Source organism: Rhodanobacter sp. PCA2, assembly GCF_013620825.1.
In the GTDB taxonomy this organism is placed as follows: Bacteria; Pseudomonadota; Gammaproteobacteria; order Xanthomonadales; family Rhodanobacteraceae; genus Rhodanobacter_A.
Genome location: NZ_NJIC01000051.1, coordinates 27,424 through 44,157 on the forward strand (window position 1 = coordinate 27,424; position 16,734 = coordinate 44,157).

The 16,734-nt window shown below is 69.9% G+C and carries 12 protein-coding genes; 5 read left to right on the forward strand and 7 right to left on the reverse strand.

Annotated elements, in window-relative coordinates; genetic code table 11:
• The first annotated feature begins 124 nt into the window (after nucleotides 1-124).
• Both PCA_RS15975 and PCA_RS15980 read left to right on the forward strand, forming a co-directional pair.
• Entirely contained in the window at nucleotides 125-1,495 is a 1,371-nt protein-coding gene (locus tag PCA_RS15975) for a DNA polymerase (protein WP_181303608.1), read from the forward strand.
• A 179-nt stretch (nucleotides 1,496-1,674) separates the two neighbouring features.
• Nucleotides 1,675-2,535 (forward strand): hypothetical protein, encoded by an 861-nt coding sequence (locus PCA_RS15980; RefSeq protein WP_181303609.1) that lies wholly within the window; start codon nucleotides 1,675-1,677, stop codon nucleotides 2,533-2,535.
• 40 nt (nucleotides 2,536-2,575) lie between these two features.
• Here the strand turns inward: PCA_RS15980 and PCA_RS15985 are convergent, their stop codons facing one another.
• The 5 genes from PCA_RS15985 to PCA_RS16005 form a co-directional block, all read right to left on the reverse strand.
• A complete protein-coding gene (locus tag PCA_RS15985; RefSeq protein ID WP_181303610.1) occupies nucleotides 2,576-2,980 on the reverse strand; it encodes a hypothetical protein in 405 nt (134 codons plus the stop codon).
• Nucleotides 2,977-3,360 (reverse strand): PadR family transcriptional regulator, encoded by a 384-nt coding sequence (locus PCA_RS15990; RefSeq protein WP_181303611.1) that lies wholly within the window; start codon nucleotides 3,358-3,360, stop codon nucleotides 2,977-2,979. The genes PCA_RS15985 and PCA_RS15990 overlap by 4 nt, the downstream gene beginning before the upstream one ends.
• Before the next feature lie 200 nt (nucleotides 3,361-3,560).
• Entirely contained in the window at nucleotides 3,561-3,899 is a 339-nt protein-coding gene (locus PCA_RS15995; protein ID WP_181303612.1) for an FtsX-like permease family protein, read from the reverse strand.
• Nucleotides 3,896-4,783, reverse strand: coding sequence for a methylglyoxal synthase (locus PCA_RS16000; protein ID WP_181303613.1), 888 nt, complete (start codon nucleotides 4,781-4,783; stop codon nucleotides 3,896-3,898). The genes PCA_RS15995 and PCA_RS16000 overlap by 4 nt, the downstream gene beginning before the upstream one ends.
• Nucleotides 4,784-4,802: 19 nt before the next feature.
• Nucleotides 4,803-6,032: a spore maturation protein gene (locus tag PCA_RS16005; RefSeq protein WP_181303614.1), complete on the reverse strand. Its 1,230-nt coding sequence runs from the start codon at nucleotides 6,030-6,032 to the stop codon at nucleotides 4,803-4,805.
• 413 nt (nucleotides 6,033-6,445) lie between these two features.
• On the opposite strand from PCA_RS16005, the gene PCA_RS16010 reads away from it, so the two are divergent.
• From PCA_RS16010 to PCA_RS16020, 3 genes are all read left to right on the forward strand, one after another.
• Nucleotides 6,446-8,755, forward strand: a complete 2,310-nt coding sequence (locus tag PCA_RS16010; protein WP_255436919.1) for a TonB-dependent receptor — start codon at nucleotides 6,446-6,448, stop codon at nucleotides 8,753-8,755.
• A 13-nt stretch (nucleotides 8,756-8,768) separates the two neighbouring features.
• Nucleotides 8,769-9,500 carry a phosphatase PAP2 family protein gene (locus PCA_RS16015; protein WP_181303615.1) on the forward strand — a complete coding sequence of 244 codons (732 nt, stop codon included), beginning with the start codon at nucleotides 8,769-8,771 and terminating at the stop codon, nucleotides 9,498-9,500.
• Nucleotides 9,501-9,663: 163 nt separating this feature from the next.
• Nucleotides 9,664-10,425, forward strand: coding sequence for a class I SAM-dependent methyltransferase (locus PCA_RS16020; RefSeq protein WP_181303616.1), 762 nt, complete (start codon nucleotides 9,664-9,666; stop codon nucleotides 10,423-10,425).
• A gap of 60 nt (nucleotides 10,426-10,485) precedes the next feature.
• Here the strand turns inward: PCA_RS16020 and PCA_RS16025 are convergent, their stop codons facing one another.
• On the reverse strand, nucleotides 10,486-11,925 hold the full coding sequence (locus tag PCA_RS16025; RefSeq protein WP_181303617.1) for an FAD-dependent oxidoreductase: 1,440 nt from the start codon (nucleotides 11,923-11,925) through the stop codon (nucleotides 10,486-10,488).
• Nucleotides 11,922-16,364, reverse strand: a complete 4,443-nt coding sequence (gltB, locus tag PCA_RS16030; RefSeq protein ID WP_181303618.1) for a glutamate synthase large subunit — start codon at nucleotides 16,362-16,364, stop codon at nucleotides 11,922-11,924. The genes PCA_RS16025 and gltB overlap by 4 nt, the downstream gene beginning before the upstream one ends.
• Between the last annotated feature and the right edge of the window lie 370 nt (nucleotides 16,365-16,734).

The following is a 16,734-nucleotide window of genomic DNA, read 5'->3' on the forward strand; positions in this document are numbered from 1 at the left end:
GACAAGCTGCATGGCCGCATTGCCGCGCGCTCACGCGCGCCTGCGGGGCCTTCCTCGCGGCACTGTCTCCGCCCCTGCGACGGGTGCAAGCTATACCGCCCGGCTCGCCCCGGAAAGTACGGCCATGAGCCTGCGCAGCCTGTTCGTCGACTTCAACAGCTACTTCGCCTCGGTGGAACAGCACGAGGTGCCGGCGCTGCGCGGCCGGCCGGTGGGCGTGGCCCCGGTGGACGCGGAAACCACCAGCCTGATCGCCGCCAGCTACGAGGCGAAGGCCCATGGCGTCTCCACCGGCACGATGGTGCGCGAGGCGCGCGCGCGCTGTCCGGGCATCGTCATCGTGACCGCGCGGCCGGAACGCTATGTGCACTGGCACCACGTTTTCCTTGAAGCGATCGACCGCGCCATCCCCATCGCCCACGTCGGCTCCATCGACGAGATGGCCTGCGAACTCGTCGGCCGCCAGCGCCAGCGAACGGAAGCCGAGCGCATCGCGCGGCAGGTGAAGGAAGAGATCGCCAGGGCCGCGCCCGGCGGCGCGATCCGCTGCTCCATCGGCATCGCGCCCAACGACTTCCTCGCCAAGACCGCCTCGGACATGCAGAAGCCCGACGGCCTGGTGGTGATCGAGCAGGCCGACCTGCCGCACGCGCTGCACGAACTCAAGCTGCGCGACCTGTGCGGCATCGGCGCCTCGATGGAAGCGCGCCTCAACGTCGAAGGCATCTTCACCGTGGCCCAGCTCACCGCGGCCTCGAAGCTGGTGCTGCGCCGCGCCTGGGGCGGCATCGAAGGCGAGCGCATGTGGGGCCTGCTGCGCGGCGCGTGGCTGCCGGTCGCCGCGACCACGCGCGGTTCGCTGGGCCACTCGCACGTGCTCGGCCCCGAACTGCGCACGCCCGAAGGCGCGCTGGCGGTGCTGAAGAAGCTGCTGGTGAAAGCCGCCATGCGCCTGCGCCGCGACCAGTTGCTGGCCGGCGCGATGACGGTGGCCATCCGCTTCGTCGGCTACGAGGAACGCTGGGAAAGCGGCATCAACTTCGACCCCACCGACGACAGCCGCAACCTGCTGCACCTGCTCGCAGCGATGCTGGATGCCGGCCGCGTGCGCAAGCGCCCCCTGCCCGGCCCCGCCCGCGCCGTACCGCTGTCGGTGAGCGTCACCCTCACCCGCCTCGCCGAACGCACGCAAACCAGCGGCTCGCTGTTCGCGCCCGGCGGCGACACGCGCAAGATCGACGCCGTGGTGGATCGCATCAACACCAAATACGGCCTCAACAAGGTCTACTTCGGCGGCATGCAGGCCGCGTTGAAGCACGACGCCGCGCCCATGCGCATCCCCTTCAACCGCATCCCCGACGGCGACAGCGAGAAGGAGGCCGAGCACAACGCGCTGTGGCTGCAATCCATCAACCGCTTCAAGGCGATGGCCGAAGGCGAACATCGGCGGCGGGAGAAGGAACGCGGCGGCAAGCCTCCGACTGGACGTGGCTGACTGCATCCGGCATGACGCGTTCCACCGGAAAGTGCGTCCGCGAGGCGATCGACTTCGCCGGTTTGCGCAGTCCGGCTTCGCGGCGCACGGAGGCAGGCGCGACTTTAGGACCCGTCCGATAGTCCGTGGCGAGTCTCCGGCCCAGACTCGGACCCTGCCATGCAGAGCGATCCGAACGGATGACGCACGACCCCTCTTCACTTGCCCGGATTGGCCGCGTCATCAGCCGCCATCGCTATTACGGCATGTCGGTGGCCCTGCTGCTCGTGGGCCTGTTGTTCCTGGTGGCGGCCGCGCTGCTGCTTTACGTCGTCATGCAAGTGCGGCACGGCAATCTATCGATGTCGGACCCGACGCTCATCGCCAGGAGCATGGCCGGCTCCGCGGCCATCGGCGTGTCGCTCATCCTGCTGGGGCTCTGGGCGCACCAGACCTGCTGGACGCTGGCCGAGCATGGCGTTGCCTGCCACAAGGGCGGGAAGATTCAGACATGGCGCTTCGACGAGATCGTCGAAACGAGCCGCTGCTACAGGCAGAACCTGGCGCTGGTCGCCGTGGCATGGCGTGGCCGCGGGGATGGAGGCTGGATCAGCGTCAACGCGCGCTTGAGCGATTTCCGCCGATTCCACGACGCCCTGACCGCCGCCAACACCGCCGCGCGCACCCCCTGGCTGCTGGACCGGCTGCACCGCGGCGAAGCGCTCGATTTCGTGGAGTGGCCCGAGGGTGTTTCGTCGGCCATGACGGCCGACTTCGGAACGACGATGGACGCGCTCGCGGCCAAATCCAGGCCCGCGGTGCGCCTGACGCGCGACAGCCTCGCCATGGGCGATCGACATGTCGAACTGGCCGCCATCGACGAACGGGATGTGCCCGATACCTGGGCAAAACCCGTCGTGCACTTGCGCCTGCGGGACGGCTCGACGGCGTTGACCCTGGGCTACCAGCGCATCATCGACTTTCCGTTGCTGATGGCCCTGGTCGAAACCCTGGCGAGACGTGCAAAGGCGAAACCCGTCGACGTATCGCTGCACGCCTGATCACGGTGCCCGAGGGACTGCGCCTGTCGACGAACGACCGTCAATGGGCCGCGATCCGCCGCTGGCGAAGATCCATGCCGATATGGACGAAGACGAGGATCGAGGCGGCAAGCGTCAGATAGTCGCGAACCGTGTGCGGCTCGAAGACGTCGTGGAAGGTGAGCCAGTTCACGAACACCAGAACCAGCACCGTTGACAGGGCAAGCAAGCGTTGTGGCATTTCGAAGTACTCCCGTCCCGAGGAGGCCAGGCCGTCCACGACGACCCGTACCAGAAACATCGACAGAGCCGTTGCGCCGCCACGCTCGTACGCATCCCTGGCGGCAGCGACGAAGACCAGCTTCATTTCCCGGCTGAACCGCTCCCGAAAAGGTTTCGGATAGATCAGCAGCAGCGTGCCGTAGCTCTTTTCCAGCAGACGAATGGTGCGATGACCGAGCTTCATCCCGGTCGCCCCGTTGCCGTCTGGAAATTTCGCGGAAGCAGTTTCCTCGCCTGCGCCGCAGAGACGGCGACGGCCAGTCGCGCGGCCTCGGCGCGGGCGGCTCGAAGGCCGATATCGGTCGCGCGATAGTAGCGACGCCGCTCGTCGTCCAGCTCCGGATCGGGGCGCTCGTCGCACTCCTCGACCAGCCCCGCGGAAAGCATGCGCTTCAGGCATCCGTACAAGGTGCCCGGGCCCAGCTTCAACGCGCCGCCCGTATCGCTCTCGACGGCCTGCATGATGCTGTAGCCGTGCCGTTCGCGATCGGCCAAGGCCAGCAGTATGTGGAACACGGCCGGCGAGAGCGGGTTGACTGGCATGGCGTGATCGTCTCCGGGCATCTATATCCGTTACGGATATAGTTACTCCCTCGCCGGAACCGAGTCAAGCCGTGGACTCGCGGAACGATGGAAGACCCCGCGATACGGGCCTTCGCCCGGAGCCGGCATACGAAGACGAAGCCGAACTATCCGCAATCCGGTGCGACGCACGGCGCAGATGGTCGTCCCTGCGCAGAGACGACCGCAACGAATCCGCAAAGTCAGCGCCCGGCAAACACCACCGCCGGCGAAAGCTTCAGCACCGGGCGCCCGCTGGGCAAGGCCGCCACCAGGCTGACCAGGGTCACAATGGCCATGCCGAAAATCGGCGTGAACCACATCATGCGGAAGGGGTGGTCCACCGCGCCGAAGATCCTGCCGGCGAGGCAGCACAGGTCCAGGCCCATTCCCGTGCCCAGCAAGGCACACATGCCGGCCTGCACGAACAGCATGCGCACGAGCTGCCGCGACGTGGCGCCCATGGCGCCGAGCACTGCGTATTGCCGGAGGTTCTCGCTGGTGAAGATGTAGAGCATCACGCCGCTGGCGCCGAAGTTCACGCCCCCTTCGCTCGTCGCCCCCGCCGCACCTCCGCCGCCTCGGCCCACCGCGCCGCCAACCGTGGCGTGGTGATGCACACCGCCGTGTCGGTAACCGTGGTCACCGCGCGTTCCAGCAGCTGGATGTCGGCCTCATGCTGGCGGGCCACGTGCGGGTCTTCGAAGAAGATCGCGCGGTGGCAGCGGCGTTGCAGCACCAGGTCGGCGATCTGCGCGTCGCCGCCCATCGGGCCGCTCTGGTAGCGGTCCACCCAGGGCTTGCCTTGCGGCCAGCCGCGGCTCCAGGCCAGTTCGTTGAGGCGCTGGCCGGTGGTGCCGGTGGCCACGCGGCGGGCGAAACGCGACAGCGTGTCGAAGTGCTCGCCCGCGTAGGCCAGCATGGCGGGCTTCATCGCGTCGTGGGCGATCAGGGCCAGCGTCTGCGACTCCGGCGCATGCAGGTCGTCGGCGCCGGGGTCGGGCGCCAGCCCGGCGTGCATGCGCTCCAGCTCGATCCAGTCGCGCGCGGAGGCCACGGTGGAGAGGAAGGGCTTGGCGTGGATCACGCACTGGCGCTTGAGCGCCACCGCCTCGGGGAACACCGAGGAGGGATCGACCGGGTCGATCAGGTAGATCGCGCCGTCCAGCGTGCGCGCGTCGCCGTCCATGCCCACCACTTCGGCTACCAGCTTCATCAGGCCGCCTTCGCGGCCGTAGGGGTAGCGGCGCAGCGGTGGGTAATCCGCGAGCAGGCCGGCGCGCACGATGGCGTCGTGGGTACGGCCCACCGCGTGCAGGCCGAGATCCAGTTCGCGGATGCCGCGCTCGCAGGCGCGCAGCCAGCGGAACAGCGCCGCGTCGTCGCGGCCGTGGTGCAGTTGATTGGCGGCCAGACCCAGGCGCATCGTCGTCCTCTCGTTCGTTTCAGCCGAAGAACCAGTAGCACACGCCGATCGAGGCGAGCACGCCGGCGAGGTCGGCCAGCAGTGCGCAGCCGATGGTGTGGCGCACGCGGCGGATGCCCACCGCGCCGTAATACACCGCCACCACGTAGAACGTGGTCTCGGTGCTGCCCTGGATGGTAGCGGCGAGCAGCGCGGGGAAGCTGTCCACGCCGCTGTGGTGCATGGTCTCGATCAGCATCGCGCGCGCCGCGCTGCCGGAGAACGGCTTGACCAGCGCGGTGGGCAGCGCGTCGACGAAGCGCGTGTCCAGCCCCGCATGCGTCGCCGCCCAGCGGATGCCGTCCAGCGCGAAATCCAGTGCGCCCGAGGCGCGCAGCACGCCCACCGCGCACAGCATCGCCACCAGGTAGGGCAGCAGGTCCTTCGCCACGTCGAAGCCCTGTTTCGCGCCGTCGATGAAGCTTTCGAACAATGGCACGCGCTTGTACGCCCCCGCGCAAAGGAACAGCAGGATCACGCCGAACAGCATCAGGTTGCCGAGCAGGCCGGACAGCGAGGCCAGCGCCGCCGCGGTGAGCGAGGTGAGCAGCGCCACGAAGCCGCCGAGCAGCAGGCCGCCGCCCAGCAGCCACGCCAGCACCACCGGATCGCGCAACTTCAGGCGCTGCATGTAGGCCACCGACAGCAGGCCGGTGAGGTTGGCGCAGAAGTGCGCCAGCAAGGTGGGCAGGAACACCAGGGTGGGGTCGTGCGCACCGGCCTGCGCGCGGTACACGAACACCGTCACCGGCAGCAGGGTGAGCGAGGAGGCGTTGAGCACCAGGAACAGGATCTGCGCGTTGCTCGCGGTGTCTTCCGACGGGTTCAGCGTCTGCAGTTCGCGCATCGCGCGCAGGCCGATGGGCGTGGCCGCGTTGTCCAGGCCCAGCGCGTTCGCGGCGAAGTTCAGCGTGACCAGGCCGATGGCGGGATGGCCGCGCGGCACGCCCGGCATCAGCCGGGCGAACAGCGGGCCGAGCAGCCACGCCAGCTTGTCCACCAGACCCGCCTGCTCGGCGATGCGCAGGAAGCCCAGCCACAGCGCCAGCGTGCCGAACAGCAGCAGCAGCACCTTGACCGACAGGTCGGCCATGTCGAACAGCGCGGCCACGATCGCGGCGAACACGCCCGGGTCGCCCCCCACCAGCCAGCGCGACAGCGCGGCCACCGCCGCCGCCAGGAAGAAGCCGAACCACAGGCGGCTCAGCATGCGGGTCCGATGGCTGGGAAGGGCGGCGACATGCAGCCATTGTCATCGACAACGCCCGGGACGACCAGCCTGTCCGCCTTGTGCCCGGAACGCCGACGGCCGGGCGGACGCGCGCCCCGGTCGCCTGGATATCCCGCTCCAGGGCAATGGAAAGCCCGAGGACGGCGACTCGCGCGACCGCCGGGCGGCGGAACGATGCGCCCACCGGCGATGGCGGCCGGCCCCACCTGCGTGCCCGGCCGCCGCGACAGGCGCCGGCTGCAAGGCACCTCCGCGCCCTGCGGAGCGGCACCTTTTGGGCGGCTATACGGCCATGCGGCCATCGGGGTCGCCGTCATCCATGCGCCACGGAATCGTAAGAAATGGCCCGCAGGATATCGCGCCTTCACCCTCTTCCAACCTCGGCGCCCTGCATGCACACCTCCGACCGCACGCCCCGTTCCCCCGGCAGCAAGATGGACCTTCCCGCGTTGAAGGCGCTTGTCGCGGGTATCCGCCGACGCAGCGCATACGCCCCCTTGCTGATCGCCGCGAACTTCTGCGTGGCCGGCCTGGCCATGGCCGCCGATGCGCCGGCAGCCGACACCGCCCAACCCGCGGCCGCGACCGCCGCCAAGACCAGCGCGACGACCGCCAACGCCAAGCAGCTGGAAGAAGTGGAAGTCCGCGCCGACACCACCACCTCCGCCATCGTGCAGGCGCCCACCCAGGCCGAGCTGGACATCACCCAGCCGCAGTCGGTGATCGGGCTGGACTACATCGCCAACCACGTGGCCCCCACGGCCGACTACGCCACCATCGCCGCGATCGCCCCGGGCGTGTCCAACGTCGGCGTCAGCGGGCCGGGCCTGGGCGAGTCGAAGCAGATGACCCTCCGCGGCTTCAACGACAACCAGTACAACGTCACCTACGACGGCATCCCCTTCGGCGACACCAACGACTTCAGCCACCACACCAGCAGCTACTTCCCGGCCAAGATGATCGGCCAGGTCACGGTGGACCGCGGCCCCGGCGGCGCCAGCCAGATCGGCCAGGCCACGTTCGGCGGCACGGTGGCGCTGCGCTCGAAGGATGCCCGCGACGAGTTCTCGTTCATCCCGACCTACAGCTACGGCAGCTACGACACCTCGCTGACCCACCTCGAGCTCAACAGCGGCCGGATGGAGAGCCTGGGCGGCGGCAAGCTGATCGCCAGCGCGCAGTACAACGACACCGACACCTTCCGCACCTACGCGCCGATGAACCGCAAGACCGGCTACGTCAAGTACGTGCAGCCGGTGGGCTCGTCGACCGAGCTGACCTTCCTCAGCAACTACAACTACATCCGCTTCAACAACCCGGACAAGACCACGCTGACCCAGAAGCAGATCGACACGCTGGGCCGCAACTTCGGCCTCAACACCGACCGCACCAGCACCGACTGCTACTGCTACAACTACCAGACCAAGGAAACCGACCTCGAGTACGTCGGCCTGAGCAGCGCGCTTACCGACACCTGGCACCTGGACGACAAGCTCTACACCTACGCCTACAAGAACGACAGCCACGAAAGCCCGTACGTGGGCACGGCTTCGTCCAAGACCGGCATGGGCGGCTACAACAAGATCAACAACTACCGCGCCTGGGGCAACGTGCTCGAGGCCACGCACAGCGACGACCACGGCCAGCTGAAGCTGGGCGCGTGGTACGAGTACATCGACAACACCCGCTACAGCGTCGCGCTCGACTACGGACTCGGCGGCATCCACGACGTGAAGAAGGGCAAGCCGGACAGCAGCGCCTACAAGTACACGATGGTGGACCGCCTGCGCACCACGCAGCTCTACGCCGAGTACGCCTGGCGCGTGACCGACGCCTTCACCGTCACCCCCGGCGTGAAGTACGACCGCGCCACCCGCTACCTCGACGCGCCGATCAACCAGACCACCAAGCTGCCGCTGTTCTACCAGCAGACCTGGGACAAGGTGCTGGGCTCGCTCACCGCCAACTACATGCTGAGCAGCGAGTGGAGCGTGTACGGACAGGCGGCGCAGGGCTTCCTCACGCCCAACCTCAACCAGTTCTACGTGCCCGATCCGCGCAAGAGCAACACCAAGCCGCAGCAGACGACGAACTACCAGGCGGGCACGGTGTACAAGAACGACCGCTTCAACGCCGATGCGGACGTGTTCTACATCGACTACCAGAACTTCCCGCTGTCCAGCACGGACCCGGTCACCCACGACCCCATCTTCGCGATGGCCAAGGGCGCCACCATGCAGGGCGCGGAAGCCGAGGCCACCTACTACGTGGGCGACGGCGTCAGCCTCTACGCGAACGGCTCGATCATCGACGCCAAGTTCAAGCGCTCGAACCTGCGCATGCCCACCGTGCCGTCCGGCACCGCCGCGGCCGGCTTCCTGTACGACTTCGGCGGCTTCTCCGGCTCGCTCACCAGCAAGTACGTGGGCGGCCAGCGCGTCTACAACAGCAACCTCAACCCCGACGTGGCCAGCTCCGCCACCGCCACCGGCCACACCACCGGCTGGTGGACCACGGCGCTCAGCCTGGGCTACGGCCAGAAGCTCGGCGATTCGTTCATCAAGAGCTACAAGGTGCGCCTGCAGGTGGACAACCTGCTCGACGAGCACAAGCAGGTGATCGACAGCATCAAGGGCACCACGCCGTACTTGCTGGTGCTGCCGGGTCGCACCTGGTTCGCCTCCGTGTCGCTGGCGATGTGACGGGAGAGCTGCCATGACCCACGCCTGGACATTCCTTCGCCACGCGCTGTGCACCCTGCTGCTGATGGCCGCCGCGGCGGCCCACGCCGACGGCGCACCGCCCTACCTCGACAGCGCCCAGCTGCACCAGTTGCAGGCGGTGCTGGCGCCGCCGTCGGTGCCGGGCTCGCCGGAAGACCGCGCCGACCGCGGGGTGACCGACCGCGCCTACGCCCATCGCAACAAGAAGGACAACGCGCTGGCGCACGCCGAGGAAGAGTTCGACGTGTTCGCCTTCTCCCGCGTGCTGGGCCCGGGCTTCGACGCCAAGCGGCTGCCGCGCACCGCGGCGGTGTTCACCGAGGTGCAGAAGGAAACCGCGAAGGCGGTGAGCGAGGCCAAGAAGCATTGGCAGCGCACCCGCCCCTGCCCGCTCGACTCCTGCCGCAAGGACCCGGAGGGCGACGAGAAGGACCTCAAGAAGAAGAGCTACGGCTACCCCAGCGGCCACAGCACGCGCGCCACCGTCTTCGCCGTGCTGCTGGGCAAGGCCCTGCCCGCGCGTGCCGATACGCTGGCCGGCTACGCGCGCGACGTGGGCTGGCGCCGCGTGGTCCGAGGCGTGCACACGCCGCAGGACATCTACGCCGGGCGCGTGTTCGGCCAGGCGCTGGCCGCGGCCTTCCTCGCCAACCCGTCGCTGCAGCACGACCTGGACGAGGCGGCCAAGGAACTCGCGCAGGCGGGGTTCAACCCGGCGCCCTGAGCCGCGCGCCAGCGCGAGGTGGCGCGCATGCGGAAATGATCGCGCCACCTGCCCGCCACGCACGCGCCGCATGGCATGCTTGGCCGGTCGGTCCGCACGCCGGCATCGCCCCTGCGCACGGCCGCGCCGGGGCGTCCACGCCACGGCCGCGCAGGAGCACCGCATGAACCAACCCGCCGATTTCGCCGCCGCGCATTACGGCCCGCGCGCGCAGGACTACGTCGCCAGCGAAGTGCACCGCAGCGGCGCCGACCTCGAACAGATCGCCGCCGCCCTGCAGGACCGGCCCGATGCGCGCGTGCTCGATCTCGGTTGCGGCGGCGGCCATGTCAGTTACCGCGTGGCCGCACTGGTGCGCGAGGTGGTCGCCTGCGATCCCACCGCCAGCATGCTGGACGCCGTGCGCGCCGCCGCGACGGAACGCGGCCTGCACAACATCCGGGTGCAGCAGGCGGCGGCCGAACGCCTGCCGTTCGAGGACGGTGCCTTCGACGTGGTGCTGTCGCGCTTCAGCACCCACCACTGGCGGCGCCGCGACGACGGCCTGCGCGAAGCGCGGCGCGTGCTGAAGACGGGCGGCCTGGCGATCTTCGTCGATACGGTGGCGCCGGAGGATGCGCTGCTGGATACGCACCTGCAGGTCATCGAGTTGCTGCGCGACGTTTCCCACGTGCGCAACTACCGCACCAGCGAATGGGTGGCCGCGCTCGCCGCCGCGGGCTTCGCGCTGGACGGCCTGACGCCGCGCCGGCTGCCGCTGCGCTTCGACGACTGGGTGGCGCGCACGCGCACCGATGCGGCCCACGTCGCGGCGATCCGCAGCCTGCAACAGGGCGCGCCCGCCGAGGTGCGCGAGCACTTCGCCATGGTCGCGGACGGCAGCTTCACCCTGGACACGCTGAGCCTGGTCGCGCACGCGGCCTGAGCGTGGCGCGCGCGGCCGGGCAGCGGTGCGGGCCGGCGCAGCTGCGCCGGCCCGGCGCGCTCAGGCCACTTCGGACTGCAGGCGCGGCGCCTGCTGCAGCATCTGCGCGATCGAGGCGGCGGCCTCGCGGCCGTCGTACACCGCACGCACCACGAGATCCGCGCCGCGCACGTTGTCGCCGCCGGCGAAGATGCGCGGGTGGCTGGTCTGCTGCGGCAGCGCGCCGTCGGCGCCGGTGACGATGCGGCCCGAGGGCGCCAGCTTCACGCCGTGCGAGGCCAGCCAGTCCGGCGGGCTGGGCAGGAAGCCGAACGCCTGGATCACCACGTCGGCGCGCAGCTCGCTCTCGCTGCCCGCGACGTTGCGCGGACGCGGACGGCCGTGGCCGTCGTCCACCAGCTCGGTCTCCACCACGCGCACCGCGCGCACGCGGCCGTGCTCGTCGCCGAGGATCGCCAGCGGCTGGCGATGGAACTGGAAGTTCACGCCTTCCTCGCGGCTGTAGCCCACCTCGCGCACCGAGCCCGGCATGCTGGCCTCGTCGCGGCGGTAGACGCAGGTGACCGAGGCCGCGCCGAGACGGATCGCGGTGCGGTTGCAGTCCATGCCGGTGTCGCCGCCGCCCAGCACCACCACGTGCCGGCCGCGCAGGTCGAACGCGGGCAGCGGCGGCTCGTCGCACAGCAGCCGCTCGGTGTTGCCGATCAGGAACGGCAGCGCGTCGTGCACGCCGTGCAGTTCGCGGCCGGCCAGCTTGCCGTCCACGTAGGTATAGGCGCCGGTGCCGACGAACACCGCGTCGTAGTCGTCCACCAGTTCGCCGAACTCGATGTCGCGCCCCACCTCGCGGCCCAGCAGGAAGCGCACGCCCATGCCTTCGAGCAGCTCGCGGCGCAGGCGCATCACCTGCTTGTCCAGCTTGAACGGCGGGATGCCGAAGGTGAGCAGGCCGCCGATCTCGAGCTGGCGGTCGTACACGTCGGCGGCGATGCCCGCGCGGCGCAGGCGGTCCGCGCAGGCCAGGCCCGCGGGGCCGGCGCCCACGATCGCCACGCGCTGGCCGGTTTCCTGCACCGCCGAGAGATCGGGCCGCCAGCCCTGGCGCAGCGCCTCGTCGGTGACCCAGCGCTCCACCGCGCCTATGGTCACCGCGCCGAAGTCGGTCTGCTCCAGCGTGCAGGCGCCTTCGCACAGGCGATCCTGCGGACAGACGCGGCCGCAGATCTCCGGCAGCGGGTTCGTCTCGTACATCAGCGTGGCCGCTTCCATGATGCGGCCGTGCTGCACCAGCTTCAGCCACTCCGGAATGTAGTTGTGCACCGGGCAGGCGTGCTCGCAATACGGGTTGCCGCAATCCAGGCAGCGCTCCGCCTGCGTGGACGCCTGCGGCGAGGCGAAGTCGCCGGAAATCTCGCCGTAGCCCAGCACGCGGATCGCCACCGGCACCGTGCGCGGCGTCTGCCGCGGCACATCGAGGAACTGGAACAGCTTGTTGCTCATGCCGCCCTCCGCAGCTCTTCCGCCAGCACGGCGAGGCTCGCCGCCTTCGGCTTCACCAGCCAGAACTTGTACTGCAGGCCGCGGAAGTCGCGCAGGATCTGCCGGCCCCAGGCGCTGCCGGTGTATTCCACGTGCTTCTGCACCAGGCCGCGCAGGTGGTGCATGTGGTGCTCCATGGTGTCGGTGGAGATGCGCAGGATGTCCACCAGTTCGTGGTTGTAGCAGTCCACGAAGTCGCGCTCGAGGTCGAGCACGTAGGCGAAGCCGCCGGTCATGCCGGCCGCGAAGTTGAGGCCGACCTTGCCGAGCACCGCCACCACGCCGCCGGTCATGTATTCGCAGCAGTGGTCGCCGGCGCCTTCCACCACGGCGACCGCGCCGGAGTTGCGCACGGCGAAGCGCTCGCCGGCGCGGCCCGCGGCGTACAGCTCGCCGCCGGTGGCGCCGTACAGGCAGGTGTTGCCGATGATCGAGGCGTCCTGGCTGGCGAACGGCGCGTCGGCGGGCGGACGCACCACGATGCGGCCGCCGGCCATGCCCTTGCCCACGCCGTCGTTCGCCTCGCCGGTGAGCTCGATGTGCACGCCGCCGGCGTTCCACGCGCCCAGGCTCTGGCCGGCCGCGCCTTCCAGCTGCAGCACGATGGGGCGCTCGTCCATGCCGTGGTCGCCATGCCGGCGCGCGATCGCGCCGGACAGCCGCGCACCGATCGCGCGGTCGGTGTTGGCGATGGCATAGCTGAAGGAACCGCCCTCGCCCAGCTCCACCAGCGGCGCGGTATCCGTCGCGATGCGCACGGCAAGCGCGGCGGCGTCGCGCACCGGGTTGCGCGCCATCGCGCAGGCGCTGTCGCTGGCCGCGCCCAGGCTGGCGCCGTCCAGCAGCGGCGCGAGGTCGAGGCCGTGGCGCACCGGCGTGGCGTCGCCCTGCTGCGCCAGCAGTTCGGTGTGGCCGATCAGCTCGGCCAGCGAGCGCGCGCCCAGCCGCGCGAGGTGCTCGCGCACGTCGCCGGCGATGAAGCGGAAATAGTTCATCACCATTTCCGGCAGGCCGGTGAAGTGTTCCTTGCGCAGCACCGGGTGCTGGGTGGCGATGCCGGTGGCGCAGTTGTTGAGGTGGCAGATGCGCAGGTACTTGCAGCCCAGCGCCACCATCGGGCCGGTGCCGAAGCCGAAGCTCTCGGCGCCGAGCAGCGCGGCCTTGATCACGTCGAGGCCGGTCTTCAGGCCGCCGTCGGTCTGCAGGCGCACGCGGCCGCGCAGATCGTTGCGGCGCAGCGTCTGCTGGGTCTCGGCCAGACCCAGCTCCCACGGCGTGCCGGCGTACTTGATCGAGGTGAGCGGGCTGGCGCCGGTGCCGCCGTCGTGGCCGCTGACGGTGATCAGGTCGGCGCCCGCCTTCACCACGCCCGCGGCGACCGTGCCCACGCCGGCGTGGCTGACCAGCTTCACCGACACCAGCGCCACGGAGTTCACTTCCTTGAGGTCGTGGATCAGCTCGGCCAGATCCTCGATGGAATAGATGTCGTGGTGCGGCGGCGGCGAGATCAGGCCGATGCCGGGCTTCGCGTAGCGCAACCGCGCGATGGTGGCGTCCACCTTGTGGCCGGGGAGCTGGCCGCCCTCGCCGGGCTTGGCGCCCTGCGCGATCTTGATCTGCAGCACCTCGGCGTTGACCAGGTAGGCCGGCGTGACGCCGAAGCGGCCGGAGGCGACCTGCTTGATCTTCGACATCTTCTCGGTGCCGTAGCGCGCCGGGTCCTCGCCGCCCTCGCCGGAATTGCTGCGCGCGCCCAGGCGGTTCATCGCGGTCGCCAGCGCCTCGTGCGCCTCGGGCGACAGCGCGCCGAGCGACATGCCCGCGGAATCGAAGCGCTTGAGGATCGACTCGACCGGTTCCACCTCGTCCAGCGGCACCGGCGCGCCCAGCGGCTGCACGTCCAGCAGGTCGCGCAGCGCCGAGGGCGGACGGTGGTCGACGTGGTCGGCGTAGGCGCGGTAGTCGGCCGGATTGCCGGTGCGCACCGCCTGCTGCAGCGTGGCGATCACGTCGGGGTTGTACATGTGGTACTCGCCGCCGTGCACGAACTTGTACAGGCCGCCGGCGCGCAGCGGCTTCGCCGCGTTCCACGCCTCGGCGGCGAGCAGGCGCTGCTCGTTCTCCAGCTCGGCGAAGCCGGCGCCGCCGATGCGCGAGGGCGTGCCGGGGAAGCACAGCGCCACCACTTCCGGCGCCAGCCCCACGATCTCGAACAGCTGCGCGCCGCGGTAGCCGGCGACGGTGGAGATGCCCATCTTCGACAGGATCTTCAGCAGCCCCTTGCGGATGCCGCGCCGGTAGCTGCGGCCGATCTCCAGCCGGTCGCCCTCGATGTGGCCCTCATGGCCCAGCTCGAACAGGCTCTGGTAGGCCAGCCACGGATAGATCGCGGTGGCGCCGAAACCGAGCAGGCAGGCGAACTGGTGCGCGTCGCGCGGCGTGGCGGTTTCCACGACGATGTTGCACTGACAGCGCAGGCCCTGCTCGATCAGGTGCGCGTGCACCGCGCCGGTGGCGAGCAGCGCGTGGATCGGCAGCTTGTCGCGCTCGGGGTAGCGGTCGCTGAGAAACACCAGCGCGTTGCCGTCGCGCACGGACTGCGCGACGCGCTCGCACAGCTCGCGCAGCGCCGCTTCCAGCCCCTGTTCGCGCGGCTGCATCAGGTCGAAGCGCGGCGTGTCGGTGAACTGCGGGAAGCTCAGCAGCTGGCGCAGCTTGCGCTGGGACAGGACCGGCGAGTTGATCAGGATCTGCTTCGCGTTCTCGGGCTTGAGCTCGAACACGTTGCCTTCGGCGCCGATCTGGGTGACCAGCGACATCACCAGCTTTTCGCGCAGCGGGTCGATCGGCGGATTGGTGACCTGGGCGAACGCCTGGCGGAAGCGGTCGAACAGCGGCCGCACCTGGCGCGAAAGCGCGGCGACCGGGGTGTCGTCGCCCATCGCGCCGGTGGCTTCGGCCTCCAGCTCGGCGATCACCTTCAGCACCGTCTCGCGCTCCTCGCGCGAAAGGCCGTAGAGCTTCTGGTAGCAGTGCAGCTGTTCCGGCGGCAGCGGCTCGGCGGCCAGCGAGGGATCGATCAGGTCCGAGTCCAGGTAGCTCACGCCGGCGCGCAGCCAGTCGCGGTACGGCGCGCGGGCGCGGTTGATCGCGTCGATGTCGGCGTCGCGCAGCAGGCGGTGCTCGCGGAAGTCCACCGCGATCATCTCGCCCGGCGCGAGGCGGCCCTTGGCGACCACGCGCGCCGAGGGGATGTCCCACAGGCCCGCCTCGGAGGCGATGATGAAATGGTTGTCGTCGGACAGCGCCCAGCGCGCGGGGCGCAGGCCGTTGCGGTCCAGCGTGCAGGCGGCGTAGCGGCCGTCGCACATCACCAGGCCGGCGGGGCCGTCCCAGGGTTCGCTGTGCAGCGCGTAGTACTCGTAGAACGCGGCGAGGTCCTCGTCGATGTTCTCGCGGGCGGCGAACGCCGGCGGCACCAGCACGCGCATCGCGGCCAGCAGGTCCAGGCCGCCGGCCAGCAGCACTTCCAGCGCGTTGTCCAGGCTCTCCGAATCCGAACCCTGCTGGCGCACCAGCGGGCCGAGGTCGCCCAGCTCCACGCGCGGCGAGCGCCAGATCGCCTCGCGCGCCTGCATCCAGCGCCGGTTCGCGCGGATGGTGTTGATCTCGCCGTTGTGCGCCAGCAGGCGGAACGGCTGCGCCAGCCGCCACTGCGGCGAGGTGTTGGTGGAGAAACGCTGGTGGAACACCACCGCATCGGCGACCAGCGCGGGATGCGAGAGGTCCGCGAACACCTCGCGCAACCGCCCCGGCGCGGCCATCGCCTTGTAGCCGATCAGCTCGCCCGACAGCGTCACCACATAGAACGCGGCATCGTCGCGCAAGGCATGCTCGGCGCGGCGGCGCGCGCGGAACAGCGCCAGCTCGAACGCCTCGTCGTCCATGCCGGCGCCGGCGTCGACGAAGACCTGGCGCACGCGCGGCTGCGCGGCGGCGGCCAGCGGGCCGCAGGCTTCCGCGTTCACCGCCACGTCGCGCCAGCCCGCCACGCGCAGGCCTTCTTCAACCAGATGACGCTCCAGCACCGCCGCCGCGGCATCGTCGTGCCGGTCGAGGAACACCAGACCCGCCGCGAAACGTTCGGCCGGCGCGATGCCCGCCTCGTCCGCCAGCGCGCGCAGCCATGCCTGCGGGCGGCGGATCAGCACGCCGCAGCCGTCGCCGCTCACGCCGTCGGCATTCACTGCGCCGCGGTGCGAGAGTTTCGCCAGTGCCTCGAACGCGGAGTCGACCACCCACGCGCTGGCGCGACCGTCGATCTGGGCCACCAGGCCGAAACCGCAGCTGTCGTGCTCGAAGGCCGCGTCGTACAGGCTTGTTCCACCGGACTGCTTCATCTTGCTCACTCGCTGGATGGCAGGGCACGGAACCCCGGCGGCGCCGGAGCGCCGATTTGGAATTCGTGGATTGCGATTTGACTACAGCACAATTGGTGCGTCGCGTCAAAGCCTTCTATACGTCCAAATGAAACTATTGCCGCGGCAGGATCGGCCGCAATGCCCGCCGGGGCTTTGCCGGGGGCGGCTGCGTCGCCACTGGACAGGCCGTCCCAGGCGCCGGTCCGGCGCCCGCCCGCGGCGGCTTGGCTACGGCCATCGTCGATCGCAAGTTCTGACGACGTATCCCACTGATTCGTATCTTCTTTTTGTTGCATGACTGTCATGCATGGGGTCTAGCGTGCCGCGCCACGCCTTTACCCCCACTTCA